This is a genomic window from Cupriavidus sp. YAF13 (assembly GCF_052113425.1).
Taxonomy (GTDB): Bacteria; Pseudomonadota; Gammaproteobacteria; order Burkholderiales; family Burkholderiaceae; genus Cupriavidus.
In genome coordinates, this window is the sequence record NZ_JBFRDD010000011.1 from 118,975 (window position 1) to 133,032 (window position 14,058).

General features: G+C 65.4%; 11 protein-coding genes. 1 reads left to right on the top strand and 10 read right to left on the bottom strand.

Going from position 1 to position 14,058, the window contains the following annotated elements; genetic code table 11:
• Positions 1-123 precede the first annotated feature (123 nt).
• Entirely contained in the window at positions 124-2,907 is a 2,784-nt protein-coding gene (secA, locus tag AB4061_RS12035) for a preprotein translocase subunit SecA (RefSeq protein ID WP_441633953.1), read from the bottom strand.
• 270 nt (positions 2,908-3,177) lie between these two features.
• Positions 3,178-4,113, bottom strand: coding sequence for a M23 family metallopeptidase (locus AB4061_RS12040; protein WP_441633955.1), 936 nt, complete (start codon positions 4,111-4,113; stop codon positions 3,178-3,180).
• 90 nt (positions 4,114-4,203) lie between these two features.
• Between AB4061_RS12040 and AB4061_RS12045 the strand changes: the two genes are divergently transcribed.
• The gene (locus AB4061_RS12045; protein ID WP_150986814.1) at positions 4,204-4,716 is read left to right on the top strand and encodes a DciA family protein; all 513 of its coding nucleotides are present in this window, start codon (positions 4,204-4,206) and stop codon (positions 4,714-4,716) included.
• Between the two features lie 113 nt (positions 4,717-4,829).
• Here the strand turns inward: AB4061_RS12045 and lpxC are convergent, their stop codons facing one another.
• The 8 genes from lpxC to murG all read right to left on the bottom strand — a co-directional run bounded on the left by lpxC (position 4,830) and on the right by murG (position 13,974).
• Positions 4,830-5,747 carry a UDP-3-O-acyl-N-acetylglucosamine deacetylase gene (gene lpxC / locus AB4061_RS12050; RefSeq protein ID WP_441633957.1) on the bottom strand — a complete coding sequence of 306 codons (918 nt, stop codon included), beginning with the start codon at positions 5,745-5,747 and terminating at the stop codon, positions 4,830-4,832.
• 173 nt (positions 5,748-5,920) lie between these two features.
• Positions 5,921-6,427 (bottom strand): peroxiredoxin, encoded by a 507-nt coding sequence (locus tag AB4061_RS12055; protein WP_441633959.1) that lies wholly within the window; start codon positions 6,425-6,427, stop codon positions 5,921-5,923.
• Between the two features lie 491 nt (positions 6,428-6,918).
• A complete protein-coding gene (gene ftsZ, locus AB4061_RS12060) occupies positions 6,919-8,118 on the bottom strand; it encodes a cell division protein FtsZ (protein ID WP_006162527.1) in 1,200 nt (399 codons plus the stop codon).
• A 164-nt stretch (positions 8,119-8,282) separates the two neighbouring features.
• Positions 8,283-9,515 (bottom strand): cell division protein FtsA, encoded by a 1,233-nt coding sequence (gene ftsA / locus AB4061_RS12065; RefSeq protein ID WP_441633961.1) that lies wholly within the window; start codon positions 9,513-9,515, stop codon positions 8,283-8,285.
• Positions 9,512-10,414, bottom strand: a complete 903-nt coding sequence (locus AB4061_RS12070) for a cell division protein FtsQ/DivIB (RefSeq protein ID WP_441633963.1) — start codon at positions 10,412-10,414, stop codon at positions 9,512-9,514. The genes ftsA and AB4061_RS12070 overlap by 4 nt, the downstream gene beginning before the upstream one ends.
• 57 nt (positions 10,415-10,471) lie before the next feature.
• Positions 10,472-11,455 carry a D-alanine--D-alanine ligase gene (locus AB4061_RS12075; RefSeq protein ID WP_441633965.1) on the bottom strand — a complete coding sequence of 328 codons (984 nt, stop codon included), beginning with the start codon at positions 11,453-11,455 and terminating at the stop codon, positions 10,472-10,474.
• On the bottom strand, positions 11,452-12,891 hold the full coding sequence (gene murC / locus AB4061_RS12080; protein ID WP_441633967.1) for a UDP-N-acetylmuramate--L-alanine ligase: 1,440 nt from the start codon (positions 12,889-12,891) through the stop codon (positions 11,452-11,454). The genes AB4061_RS12075 and murC overlap by 4 nt, the downstream gene beginning before the upstream one ends.
• A 12-nt stretch (positions 12,892-12,903) precedes the next feature.
• A complete protein-coding gene (gene murG, locus AB4061_RS12085; RefSeq protein ID WP_441633969.1) occupies positions 12,904-13,974 on the bottom strand; it encodes an undecaprenyldiphospho-muramoylpentapeptide beta-N-acetylglucosaminyltransferase in 1,071 nt (356 codons plus the stop codon).
• Positions 13,975-14,058: the final 84 nt, after the last annotated feature.

The following is a 14,058-nucleotide window of genomic DNA, read 5'->3' on the forward strand; positions in this document are numbered from 1 at the left end:
CTCTATGCGTTCGACGTTGCTGGTTTTGCTCGTGCCAGACGGCGGCGCTTTCTACTGAATGCACAGCCCCTGACGAACATGCCCGCTTGCGCGGGCATGTTTGCTGACTTCACGGTGCGCGGCTTAGCTGAGCTTGCCGTGGCACTGCTTGAACTTCTTGCCGGAGCCGCATGGGCAGGGATCGTTGCGCCCCACCTTGGCCATGCCCGCAGCTTCCGCCGCGGCGGCGTAGGCAATGCCGGCGCGCTCGGGCGCGCTGCTGCCCACGCTCTCCGCGCCCTGCGTGGCCTCGTCGAACTCCTCGTGCTTGTACTGCACGTTGGCGAGGTGCGACAGGCCTTCCTCGATCTGCTCCGAAGCTTGCTCGAGCTCTTCCGGCGACTGGATCTGCACGTTGAAGATCACGCGGGTGACTTCCACCTTGATCACGTCCAGCAGGCGGGCGAACAGCTCGAACGACTCGCGCTTGTACTCCTGCTTGGGATCCTTCTGCGCATAGCCGCGCAGGTGGATGCCCTGGCGCAGGTGATCCAGCGCGGCCAGGTGCTCACGCCAGTGCGTGTCGATGCTTTGCAGCATCACCGAGCGCTCGAAGCCAGCAAACGATTCGCGGCCAACCTGGTTGACCTTGGCGTCGTAACGCTCGTCGGCCGCGTGCATGATCTTGTCCAGCAGCACTTCGTCCTCGATGCTCTGGGCGGCCTCGATGGTCGCGGCCAGCGGCACGTCCAGGGACCATTCCTCGCGCAGCTTGGTCTCCAGGCCCTTGATGTCCCACTGCTCTTCCATGGTGTCGGCCGGCACGTGGTCGCGGAACATCTCGACCAGCACGCTCTGGCGCAGGTTCTTCACCATCTCGCCCACGTCTTGCGACTCGAGCACTTCGTTGCGCAGCTTGTAGATTTCCTTGCGCTGGTCGTTGGCCACGTCGTCGTACTGCAGCAGTTGCTTGCGGATATCGAAGTTGCGGCCCTCCACCTTGCGCTGGGCGGATTCGATCGAGCGCGTGACGATGCCCGCTTCGATCGGCTCGCCTTCCGGCATCTTCAGGCGTTCCATGATGGCGCGCACGCGGTCGCCGGCGAAGATGCGCAGCAACTGGTCGTCCAGCGACAGGTAGAAGCGGGACGAGCCCGGATCGCCCTGGCGGCCGGCACGGCCGCGCAGCTGGTTGTCGATACGGCGCGACTCATGGCGCTCGGTGCCCACGATATGCAGGCCGCCAGCGGCCTTGACCTGCTCGTGCAGCGACTGCCACTCGCCTTCCAGATGGGCAATGCGCGCGGCCTTGTCGGCGTCGGCGAGGCTTTCGTCGGCTTCGATGAAGCCAGCCTGCTTCTCCACGTTGCCGCCCAGCACGATGTCGGTGCCACGGCCCGCCATGTTGGTGGCGATGGTGATCATCTTGGGGCGGCCCGCCTGCGCCACGATCTCGGCTTCGCGCTCGTGCTGCTTGGCGTTAAGCACCTGGTGCGGCAGCTTGGCCTTGTCGAGCAGGCCGGACAGGTATTCCGAGGTCTCGATCGAGGTGGTGCCCACCAGCACGGGCTGGCCGCGCTCGTAGCAGTCGCGGATATCGCGCACCACGGCGTCGTAGCGCTCGTTCGAGGTCTTGTAGATCTGGTCCTGGAAGTCCTTGCGCTGGGCGCCACGGTTGGTGGGGATGACCACCACTTCCAGGCCGTAGATCTCCTGGAATTCGTAGGCTTCCGTATCGGCCGTGCCGGTCATGCCGGACAGCTTCTCGTACATGCGGAAGTAGTTCTGGAAGGTGATCGTCGCCAGCGTCTGGTTTTCCTGCTGGATCGTCACGCCTTCCTTGGCTTCCACGGCCTGGTGCAGGCCGTCGGACCAGCGCCGTCCGGTCATCAGGCGGCCGGTGAACTCGTCGACGATGACGACCTCGTCGTTCTGCACCACATAGTGCTGGTCGCGATGGAACAGGCTCTGCGCGCGCAGCGCGGCGTAGAGGTGATGCATCAGCGTGATGTTCTGCGGCGCGTAGAGCGATTCGCCCTCGCCGATCAGACCTTGCTGCATCAGGATCTCTTCGGCCTTCTCGTGGCCCGCCTCGGTCAGGTAGACCTGGTGGCCCTTTTCGTCGACGAAGTAGTCGCCCGGCTTCTCGACGCCGGTGCCGTCGGCCTTTTCCTCGCCGATCTGGCGCACCAGCAGCTTGGGCACGCCGTTCATGCGCTGGTACAGGTCGGTCTGGTTCTCCGCCTGGCCCGAGATGATCAGCGGCGTGCGCGCTTCGTCGATCAGGATCGAGTCCACCTCGTCGACGATGGCGTAGTTCAGCGGACGTTGCACGCGCTGGCCAGGGTCATAGACCATGTTGTCGCGCAGGTAGTCGAAGCCGAACTCGTTGTTGGTGCCGTACGTGATGTCGGACGCATAGGCAGCGGCCTTCTGGTCGTGCGGCATCTGCGACAGGTTCACGCCGACCGACAGGCCGAGGAAGTTGTACAGGCGCCCCATCCACTCGGCGTCACGCTGAGCCAGGTAGTCGTTGACCGTGACAACGTGCACGCCGCGGCCGGTAATGGCATTGAGGTACACCGGCAGCGTCGCGGTAAGGGTCTTGCCCTCGCCGGTGCGCATTTCAGCGATCTTGTTGTCGTTGAGCACCATGCCGCCAATCAGCTGGACGTCAAAGTGGCGCATCTTCATGATCCGCTTGCTGGCCTCGCGGCACACCGCGAAAGCCTCGGGCAGCAAYGCCTCGAGCGACTCCCCGGCGGCATGGCGCTGCCGGAAAATCTCGGTCATGCCACGCAGGTCGTCATCCGAAAGTGCCTCGAACTTCGGTTCCAGCGCATTGATCTGCGCGACGGTCCTGCCATATTGTTTGATCAGCCGTTCATTACGGCTGCCGAAGACTTTCTTGAGAAGGCCCGTGATCATCGATTGCTTTCACCTACGCGAGTGGTACGCCGCCGTGGTACGCACTAGGGCGGCCTAGCCGCCGGCTTGGCCGGCTGCCCAGGGCGGACCGCGCGAGGAAATAGGAAGATTGGCGCAAAACGCCGAGTTTATCATGCGCGCGGGTCACGACCGGAACCAAGCGGCAGGTGAAACGCTGTGCAAACCACACCACGCGTCCCCCGCCACTTGACGGCCCGGACACAACCCGCACATCCAATCCTTCCGACATCGGGGCGGCGCCCCGGTTCTTCAACGGATGAGATTGCGATCGGTGGGGTCCGGCGCCTGCGCGACCTGGGCCGGCGCAGGCTTGGCGATGGCCAGGAAGCGATTCGGGTTTTGCGGCACACCGTCCACATGCACCTCGAAATGCAGGTGCGCGCCGGTGGAGCGCCCGGTGGAGCCCACCAGGGCGATCTGCTGGCCAGGCTTGACGAGGTCGCCGGCCTTCACCTGCAGCTTGGACGCGTGCGCATAGCGGGTCTTGAGGCCGTTGCCGTGGTCGATGTCGATCAGGTTGCCATATTCTGGATGCCATTCCGCCGCCACCACCACGCCGCCGGCCGCCGCCACGATCGGGGTACCCGTGGGTGCCGAAAAATCCACACCATCATGCGGGGTGCGGCGCCCGCTGAACGGGTCGAAACGCCAGCCGAAGCCGGATGCATCGTATCCGCTCGCCACCGGCAGCACGCGCGGGACACGGCGGCTCTCGCTCCGGCGGTCCAGCAAGGTGCTCGCCACCACGTCAAAATAGTCCGCGTGCTGCTCGGCCTGGTCCGACAGGCGTGCCAGCGCGAGCTGCAGCTCCGGCAGGCTCGAGGTGCGCGACTGCGCGGATGCAGCCAGGCCGCCGCGCCCGGGTGGCTGCTGGAAGTTGAATTCCTTGGGCGCGATGCCGGCAAGCCCTGAGACCCGCTCGCCAAGCGCGTCCAGCCGCACCATCCGGGCCTGGATCTCACCGACGCGGATCGCGAGCACATTGAGGTTGGCCCGCAGGTAAGCATCGTCGCCCGGCGCGCGGGCCGGCGCTGTCATGCCCGAGCGCGCCACGATCCAGGTCAGGGCAGACGACACCAGCGCAACGACGAGGCACAGCAACGCGATGCCGGCAAGGACCTTGCCCCGCGACAGGGTGAAATGGCGAACACGCGGTAGGCGTGGGTGAAGCACGATGATCTGCATGGCGCAACTCCTTCTCATGCCCGGCCGGCGCCGGGCAGCCGCGGCGCATAAGCCGCCGCACTGGCGCGAACGGCACGCTAGAATGCGCGCATGCGCATGTTTACCCATTACGCCCTCCAGACGCCCGCCGCCAAGCCGCTTAACGACTGGCTGGACAAGGCTGGCCCGGTCTCGGCCCTGATGCAGACGGCACGGGAACTGGCGGTACTGGAGGCTGAGGTGCTATCGCTCCTGCCACGCGGACTGCAGGATGGCATCGCTGTAGCCGGCGTCAAGCAAGACGCCCGCGGCATCGGGCAAGGCCAGTCGGAGCGAACTTTACTGTTGCTTGCAGCCCATGGGGCCGCAGCGGCACGAGTCCGGCAAGTGGTCCCGACGCTACTTTCGAGACTGCAACAGCGGGGATCGCAGATTACCGCAATCCGGGTGAGGGTACAACCGGAGGTCGGGCGGCAGAGCGATTGGGACACCGGGCCAGTGGTGAAGCCCAAGGTGGCGCGGATGTCGGCGACCGGCTTGTCCAGCCTGACCCAGCTGGCCCAGGAACTACCCGAATCGCCGCTGCGCGATGCGCTGAATACGCTGTTGTCCCACCATCGCTGAAAAGCGTCGGCGGGAGCCGATTCGACGCCCAAACGTGAAAAAGCCGGCCTGGCGGCCGGCTTTTTCATGGGACCGTGCAGCGGCCCTGGCTTCCCTTCCCTTCCCTTCCCGCGCTACGCGAACGCCGGCGCCAACTGCGGCAGGAAGGCTGGCGGCGCATCCTCGACGCGCTCGAACGTCACCATCTCGTAGGCTTCCTGATCGGCCAGCAATGCGCGCAACAGCTGGTTGTTGAGCCCGTGCCCGGACTTGTTGGCGATATACGCGCCAATCAGCGGATGCCCGACCACGTACAGGTCGCCAATCGCATCCAGGATCTTGTGGCGCACGAACTCGTCGCCGTAGCGCAGTTCTTCGTTGTTCAGCATGCGGTGCTCGTCGAGCACGATCGCATTGTCCAGGCTGCCGCCGCGCGCCAGGCCCATCTCGCGCAGGGCTTCCACTTCATGGGCGAAGCCGAAGGTGCGGGCGCGGGCGATTTCGCGCACATAGCTGGTGTCGGCGAAGTCAATGGCGAAGGTCTGGCCCGTCTTGTCCACCGCAGGATGGCGGAAATCGATGGTGAACGCCAGCTTGAAGCCAAAGAAGGGCTCCAGCCGCGCCAGCTTGTCGCCTTCACGCACTTCCACGGCTTTCTTCACGCGGATGAAACGCTTGGGCGCCGATTGCTGCTCGATCTCGGCCGACTGCAGCAGGAAAACGAACGACGCGGCGCTGCCATCCATGATGGGGATTTCTTCGGCGTCGACATCCACATACAGGTTGTCGATGCCAAGGCCCGCGCAGGCGGACATCAAATGCTCCACGGTCGAGACGCGTGCGCCGTCCTTCTGCAGGACCGACGCCAGGCGCGTGTCACCAATGGCCGACGCGCTCGCGACGATTTCGACCGTTTCGGGCAGGTCGACGCGAGTGAATACGATGCCGGTATCCACCGGGGCCGGGCGCAGCGTCAGCGTCACTTTACGGCCCGAGTGCAAACCAATGCCAACGGTCTTGACCAGGGATTTGATGGTGCGCTGTTTTAGCATGACAGTCTCAGCTATTATTAAAATCTATCAAGTACACTTTCCAATATAGCGATTTTACCACTGCTTCGTTTGCTGCGCTGCATCACTTTGTTTCGGTGTGTTATCAAGAAGAAATAAATCGCCGTAAGTGCGCAAAACGTCATTTCTTTGACGTGTCCTGACACACTCTCGTATTACGCGCGCAACGCGGCCAGCACGGCTTCGGCGCTGCTGACCTTGAACTCGCCGGGCGCTTCAAGCCACAGATGGGACACCACGCCATCGTCAAGCACCATGGCATAGCGCTTGGAGCGCACACCCATGCCGCGCGCGGTCAGGTCTTGCTCCAGGCCCAGCCGGCGGGTCCATTCGGCACTGCCGTCGGCCATCATGCGCACACGGTCGCCGGTCTTCTGCTCGCGGCCCCAGGCGCCCATGACAAAGGCGTCGTTGACCGATACACACCAGATCTCGTCCACGCCGGCTGCGCGCAGCGCGTCTGCCTGCGCGACAAAGCCCGGCACATGCTTGGCGGAACAGGTCGGCGTAAAGGCGCCAGGCAGGCCGAACACCACGATCTTGCGGCCACGCGCAAGTTCCGCCACTGAGAAGGCATTGGGCCCAAGGGCGCAGCCGCCGGTTTCGACCTCAAAGAATTCATTCAGCGTGGCGTCCGGCACACGCGCTCCAATAGGGATCATGCTGTGTCTTCCTGTCTCGGTAAAAACCCTGTTTAGCATCATAGTGCGCCCACCGCGGGTGCCCAAGGCGGTTCACCGCCCGCTGCGTCGTCGGCATCCTCCGACAAAGCGGTGCCCAGGCTCTCGCGCAGGGAACATCGGGCGCTCGCGCTGTGTGACGCGCGACGACTACATCACTTCAAGGCGGCTCTTCATGCTGCGGGCCGCACTGTTCTCGAAATAAATCCGCGCGCCGATCTTGCGATCGGCGCGCGGACGACGGCACATCCCGGCCGGGAGGGGCGGGAGACCAGTCCGGGGAGGCGGCCGGAGGCACGCCTGTCCCGGCGACGGGATGCAGCCTGAGGGTCAGCGAAAGGGCAGCCTGGCGGGTTGCCGCTCAGTTCGAAACCACCGGGCGGAACACGAGCGTAGGGAGCGCTTGCGTGTTTCGCTGGTCCGGGGTCGCGGCCTGCTGGCAACCGGCCCTGCCGGCACCTTGCCGAGCCAACTCAGTCCGCCTGCTTGCGCAGGAAGGCCGGGATGTCGTACGTATCCACGCCCTTTTCCTGCAGCGCAGCCACGTGGGCGGACGCAGACTCGCGCGAGCTGCGCCATACCGCCGGCGTGTCCAGATTGCTATAGTCCGGCGCGCTGCTGTGGCTTACGCCCACGTTGCTGGTCATGTTGCCCATCATCTGCACCGGCATGTTGTCGGTACCGGTCTTGAGCAGGGTCATCGGCTGTTGCTTCTTGGCCGAACGGCCCAGGCCCGTCGCCACCACCGTCACGCGCAGTGCATCGCCCATGGCGTCGTCGTACACCGTGCCGAAGATCACGGTGGCATCTTCCGCGGCGTAGCTGCGGATGGTGTTCATGACTTCCTTGGTTTCCGACAGCTTGAGCGAGCGGCTGGCCGTGATGTTGACCAGCACGCCGCGTGCGCCCGACAGGTCCACGCCTTCCAGCAGCGGGCTGGCGACAGCCTGCTCGGCAGCCAGGCGGGCGCGGTCAACGCCCGACACGGTGGCCGTGCCCATCATGGCCTTGCCCTGCTCGCCCATGACCGTCTTCACGTCTTCGAAGTCGACGTTCACCAGGCCATCGACATTGATGATCTCGGCAATGCCGGCAACCGCGTTGTGCAGCACGTCGTCGGCGCACTGGAAGCACTTGTCCATCTCGGCGTCATCGCCCATCACTTCGAACAGCTTTTCGTTGAGCACAACGATCAGCGAATCGACGCAGGACTCCAGCTCGCCCGAGCCAGCTTCCGCCACCTTGGCGCGGCGCGCGCCTTCGAACTCGAAGGGCTTGCTGACCACGCCCACGGTCAGGATGCCCATTTCCTTGGCMACCTGGGCCACGACCGGSGCAGCGCCGGTACCGGTGCCGCCGCCCATGCCGGCAGTGATGAAGACCATGTGCGCACCACGCAGCGAGTCAGCGATCTGCTCGCGCGCCTGGTCTGCGCAATTGCGGCCGACCTCCGGCTTGGCACCGGCCCCCAGGCCGGTGTTGCCGAGCTGCAGCACGCGCGAAGCGCTGGAGCGCTTGAGCGCCTGCGCATCCGTGTTCATGCAGATAAATTCGACGCCTTGCACGCCACGGCTGATCATGTGCTGCACAGCGTTACCGCCCGCGCCGCCCACGCCGATCACCTTGATGATGGTGCCGTCCTGCAATTCCGTTTCGATCATGTCAAAGTCCATCACTGCCTCCAAGAAGAATCAGCCGCCAAACGCTGCAGCCTCCCCGCCGCAACCCTTGGTTACTGAACAAGAAACCATCAAAAAACTGCGTGTTCAACGGCCTGCCCGCCATTCGGTGGACAGGCCAGCCATTCAAACCAGTGCCATCCAGTCGCCTGCAACGTTCAGAAGTTGCCGACGAACCATTCCTTCATGCGGGTCCACACCTGCTTGACCGAGCCGCTCTGCACCGCTACCTTGCGCCCGCGCATGCGCTGCACGCGGCCTTCGAGCAGTAGTCCCATTACGGTCGAATAGCGCGGACTCTTTACTACTTCGTGCAAATTTCCGCGATATTCCGGCACGCCGACCCGAACCGGCTTGAGGAAGATGTCCTCGCCCAGTTCCACCATGCCCGGCATCATCGCGGTGCCGCCGGTGATCACGACCCCCGACGACAGCAATTCTTCATAGCCCGACTCGCGCACCACCTGGTGCACCAGCGAGTACAGCTCCTCGATACGTGGCTCGATCACGGCCGCCAGCGCCTGGCGCGAAAGCGAGCGCGTGCCGCGGTCGCCCACGCCAGGGACCTCGATCATGTCTTCCGGATCGGCGATGGCCTGCTTGGCGATGCCGTACTGGATCTTGACGTCCTCGGCGTCGGGCGTGGGCGTGCGCAGCGCCATGGCGATGTCGTTGGTGATCTGGTCGCCGGCGATGGGGATCACGGCCGTATGCCGGATCGCGCCTTCGCTGAAGATGGCGATATCGGTGGTGCCGCCACCGATGTCGACCAGCACCACGCCGAGTTCCTTCTCGTCCTCGGTCAGCACCGCCAGGCTGGAAGCCAGCGGCTGCAGGATCAGGTCGTGCACCTCCAGGCCGCAGYGGCGCACGCACTTGACGATGTTCTGCGCCGCGCTGACCGCGCCGGTGACGATATGCACCTTCACTTCCAGGCGGATGCCGCTCATGCCGATCGGCTCGCGCACGTCCTCCTGGCCGTCGATGATGAATTCCTGCGTGAGGATGTGCAGGATCTGCTGGTCGGTCGGGATATTGACCGCCTTGGCGGTCTCGATCACCCGGGCCACATCGGTCTGGGTGACCTCCTTGTCCTTGATCGCCACCATGCCGCTGGAGTTGAAGCTGCGGATATGGCTGCCGGCAATGCCGGTAAACACCTCGGAGATCTTGCAGTCGGCCATCAGCTCAGCCTCCTCCAGCGCACGCTGGATGGACTGCACCGTGGCCTCGATATTGACCACAACCCCTTTCTTCAGACCCTTGGACTCTGACTGGCCCATCCCGATCACTTCGTAGCTGCCGTCGGGGCGCAACTCCGCCACCACCGCGGCCACTTTGGAAGTGCCGATATCGAGACCGACCAGTAGGTCCTTGTATTCCTTGCTCATCGGTTTTTCTCCGCGTTCTTACTCTTGAGTCGCGTCGGATTGTTGTTCGGATTGGTGCTGGCGTTCGTGTTCGCGCTGGTGCTCGTGCTGGAACCGGCCGCTCTCGCCTTGGCCGCCGCCGCTGCCTGGGCATCGGTCAGGAAGCGCACGTTAGCCGCGCGAATCGCGAACCCATTGGGGTATCGCAGGTCCGCATACTCGATCTGCTTGCCCCACTGCTCCGTGACCTGGGGCCAGGCCACCACGAAGCGCTTGACGCGCTGGCCCATGGCGTCGCGCTCCTCGTCGTTCTGTTCACGGCCAAGCTCCACCACCATGCCGTTGGAGAGCTTGGCGCGCCAGGCGTAGCGGGACGACAGCGTGACCGCCAGCGGCTCCACCTTCAGCGGCTTGAACCACTCGCGCATGACTTCGAGCTTGTCCACCACGTCGCCCTCGCTGTCCGGCGGGCCATCGAGTGCGAGCAACTGGGCATCTTCCTCGGCTTCGGCCGGATTGGCGACGAAAACTTCGCCATAAGTGTTGATCAGGCGGCCACTGTCGGCATTGCCCCACGTACCGAGGGCTTCGTGCTCCTCGACCTCGACCGCCAGCCCGTTGGGCCATTCGCGCCGCACGCTGGCACGGCGCACCCAGGGCACCGACTCGAAGATCTGGCGCGCCTCATTCAGGTCGAGCGTGAAAAAGCTCCCCGACAGCTTGCCCAGCGCGTTGGCGCGCACGCTCGGCGCATTGACATGGCGCAGGGTGCCGCCTTCCATCGACACCAGCTCGACGTGGGTAATGGCAAACACCGGCCGCTGCGCCAGCCATAGCAAGCCGGCCGCGAACGCCATCATCGCCACCAGCGCATAGAGCGTGGAGGCGATCAGGTTAAGCAGGCGAGTGTTGTGCCACATGGCGTTGGGTTGTCCCGGTTCCGGTCAGTCAGGGTTCAGTGTTGGCTCGGTCCATGCTCAATCGGGCTTCCAGGCCGCGCTGGGATGCAGGTCCAGCGTGGCCGCGGCAATCACCTGCATGACGAAATCCTCGTAGCTGATGCCCACCGCGCGCGCCGCCATCGGCACCAGCGAATGGCCGGTCATGCCGGGCGAGGTATTCATCTCGAGCAGGTAAGGCTTGTTGTCGGCGCTGAGCATCACGTCGGCACGCGCCCAGCCGCGGCAACCCAGCACGCGGAAGGATTGCACCGCCAGGCGCCGGACTTCGGCTTCCACATCGGCCGGCAGGCCCGATGGGCACAGATACTGGGTATCGTCAGTAAAGTACTTGTTTTGATAGTCGTAGTTCGCGCCGGGGGCGACGATGCGGATCACCGGCAGCGCTTCGGCGGTAGCGCCCTCCCCCACGATCGGGCAGGTCAGCTCCGCGCCGTCGATAAAGGTTTCGGCGATCACGTCGTTGTCCAGCGCCGCGGCCTTCTCGAAGGCGGCACGCATCTGGCCGGCTTCGGTCACCTTGGACAGGCCGATGGACGAGCCCTCGCGCGCCGGCTTGACGATCAGGGGCAGGCCCAGGTCGGCCACCACGGCGTCGAAATCGGTATCGGCGTGCAGCATGGCGAAGCGCGGCGTCGGCAGGCCGTGCGTGGTCCACAGGCGCTTGGTGGCCTGCTTGTCCATGGCCAGCGCCGAGGCCAGCACGCCGCTGCCGGTATAGGGCACGCCGAGCTGCTCGAGCAGGCCCTGGATGGTGCCGTCCTCGCCGTAGCGGCCATGCAGGGCAATAAAGACGCGGTCAAAGCCAGCCGTGGCCAGCTCGGCCACCGACTGCAGGCCGGGATCGAAGGCATGGGCATCGACGCCGCGCGAGCGCAGCGCTGCCAGCACGCCGTTGCCCGACAGCAGCGAGATCTCGCGTTCGGCCGAGCGGCCGCCGAGCAGCACGCCAACCTTGCCCAGCGCTTTGGGATCGATATTGGGATGGGCGACGAAGCTCATGCCYGCCCCCCGGCTTGCTGCGAAACCAGTTGTCCGGGCACGGTACCAATCGTGCCCGCGCCCATCGTCACCACCACATCGCCGGGACGCACGGCGTTCAGGATAGCCTGCGGCATTTCGTCGATCTGCTCCACAAAAACGGGTTCAACCTTGCCTGCCACGCGCAGCGCGCGCGTCAGCGCGCGGCCATCGGCGGCCACAATCGGGGCTTCGCCGGCGGCATAGACCTCCGCCAGCAGCAGCGCATCCACGGTGCCCAGCACCTTGACGAAGTCCTCGAAGCAGTCGCGCGTGCGGGTATAGCGGTGCGGCTGGAACGCCAGCACCAGCCGGCGCCCCGGGAACGCACCGCGCGCGGCGGCCAGCGTCGCGGCCATCTCGACCGGATGGTGGCCGTAGTCGTCGACCAGCGTGAAGGTGCCTGCGCCCTTGGCCTCGCCCTGCTCGTTGGTGCCGGCGCAGGCCACTTCGCCATAGCGCTGGAAGCGGCGTCCCACCCCGTGGAACTCGCGCAGTGCCTTGACGATGGCGGCGTCCGGCACCTCCAGCTCGGTCGCGATGGCAATCGCCGCCAGCGCGTTCTGGATGTTGTGCATGCCCGGCAGGTTCAGCACCACCTCCAGCGGCGCCTCTGCGTGTCCGTTCAACTGGCGCAGCACGGTGAAATGCATCTGGCCGTCGACGGCGCGGGCATTAACCGCGCGCACCTGCGCATCTTCGGCAAAGCCGTAGCGCACGATTGGCTTGGACACGAACGGCATGATCTCGCGCACGTTGGGGTCGTCCACGCACAGCACGGCGATGCCATAGAACGGCAGGCGCTGGGTGAACTCCACGAACGCCTGCTTGAGCCGGGCAAAATCATGCCCGTAGGTGTCCATGTGGTCGGCGTCGATGTTGGTGATGACCTCGATCACCGGGAACAGGTTCAGGAACGAGGCATCCGACTCGTCGGCCTCGGCCACGATGAAGTCGCCCGTGCCCAGGCGCGCGTTGGCGCCCGCCGAGTTAAGCCGGCCGCCGATCACGAAGGTGGGATCGAGCCCGCCTTCAGCCAGCACCGACGCCACCAGGCTGGTGGTAGTGGTCTTGCCATGCGTGCCGGCGATGGCCACGCCCTGCTTCAGGCGCATCAGCTCGGCCAGCATCACCGCGCGCGGCACCACCGGGATACGCTTGGCGCGCGCGGCCAGCACCTCGGGGTTGTCGTTGGTCACGGCGGTGGATACCACCACGGCATTGGCGCCGTTGACGTTGGCGGCATCATGCCCGTGCATCACGGCCGCGCCGAGCGACGCGAGGCGCCGCGTGGCGGCATTGCTGCCCACGTCGGACCCTGAGACCCTGTAGCCCAGGTTCAATAGGACCTCGGCGATGCCGCTCATGCCGGCGCCGCCGATGCCTACGAAATGGATATTCTTGACGATGTGCTTCATGAATCCGTTGGTTCAATCCCTGGCCATCTGGCTGCAGATCTCCGCCACGCGCCGGGTCGCTTCGGGCTTGGCAAGACCGCGCGCCTGATGCGCCATCTCTCTGAGTCGGGGCCGCGACAGCGAGGCCAGCGTCTGCGCCAGCCCGCTCGCGGTCAGTTCGTTCTGTTGGACCAGCAAGGCGGCATCCTGGGTCGAGAGGAATTCCGCATTGGTGGTCTGGTGGTCATCGACCGCATGCGGGAACGGCACGAACAGTGCCGCCACGCCTGCCGCCGCCACCTCCGACACGGTCATTGCGCCCGCGCGGCAGATCACCAGATCCGCCTCTGCGTATGCCGCCGCCATGTCGTCGATAAAGGGCAAGGCTTCCGCCGCCACGCCGGCAGCCTGGTAGTTGGCGCGCAGCGTGTCGATCTGCTTCGCGCCGGCCTGGTGCTTGACCAGCGGGCGCTCGCCTTGCGGCAGCAGCGCCAGCGCCTTTGGGACGACCTCGTTGAGTGCCGCCGCGCCCAGGCTGCCGCCCACCACCAGCAGCCGCAACGGGCCGGTGCGGCCGTCGTAGCGCGCTTCGGGCGCCGGCATGTGCGCCACTTCGTCTCGCACCGGGTTGCCGGTCCACTCGCTGTCCGGCAGGGCATTCGGGAAGGCGCACAGGACCCGGTCCGCGACCTTGGCCAGCACCTTGTTGGCCAGCCCGGCAATCGAGTTCTGCTCGTGCAGCACCAGCGGGCGCCCCAGCAGCGAGGCCATCATGCCGGCGGGGAACGTGATATAGCCGCCCATGCCCAGCACCACATTGGGCCGCACCCGGCGCAGCGCCTGCAGGCTCTGCCAGAAGGCGCGCAACAGGTTCAGCGGCAGCATCAGCTTGGTCAGCGGGCCCTTGCCGCGCAGGCCGCCAAACTGGATGAACTCCATCGGGATGTCGTACTTGGGTACCAGCGTGGCTTCCATGCCGGTGCGGTTGCCCAGCCATACCACCCGCCAGCCCTGCTCACGCAGCGCGCGCGCGACCGCCAGCCCGGGGAAAACGTGCCCCCCGGTGCCGCCAGCCATCACGAGCAAGGTGCGCGGTGCGCTCATACCTTCCCTCCGCGCATCATTGAGTGATTCTGGCTACGGCCGCTGCGCTTAACTTCCTGCTTACGCAGGAAGTTAGCCTCCGCC

Bases quoted from the DNA above. Each gene is read 5' to 3' on its own strand.
- AB4061_RS12040 (WP_441633955.1), bottom strand. From the start codon at position 4,113: ATGCAGATCATCGTGCTTCACCCACGCCTACCGCGTGTTCGCCATTTC.
- AB4061_RS12045 (WP_150986814.1), top strand. From the start codon at position 4,204: ATGCGCATGTTTACCCATTACGCCCTCCAGACGCCCGCCGCCAAGCCG.
- lpxC (WP_441633957.1), bottom strand. From the start codon at position 5,747: ATGCTAAAACAGCGCACCATCAAATCCCTGGTCAAGACCGTTGGCATT.
- AB4061_RS12055 (WP_441633959.1), bottom strand. From the start codon at position 6,427: ATGATCCCTATTGGAGCGCGTGTGCCGGACGCCACGCTGAATGAATTC.
- AB4061_RS12070 (WP_441633963.1), bottom strand. From the start codon at position 10,414: ATGTGGCACAACACTCGCCTGCTTAACCTGATCGCCTCCACGCTCTAT.
- AB4061_RS12075 (WP_441633965.1), bottom strand. From the start codon at position 11,455: ATGAGCTTCGTCGCCCATCCCAATATCGATCCCAAAGCGCTGGGCAAG.
- murG (WP_441633969.1), bottom strand. From the start codon at position 13,974: ATGAGCGCACCGCGCACCTTGCTCGTGATGGCTGGCGGCACCGGGGGG.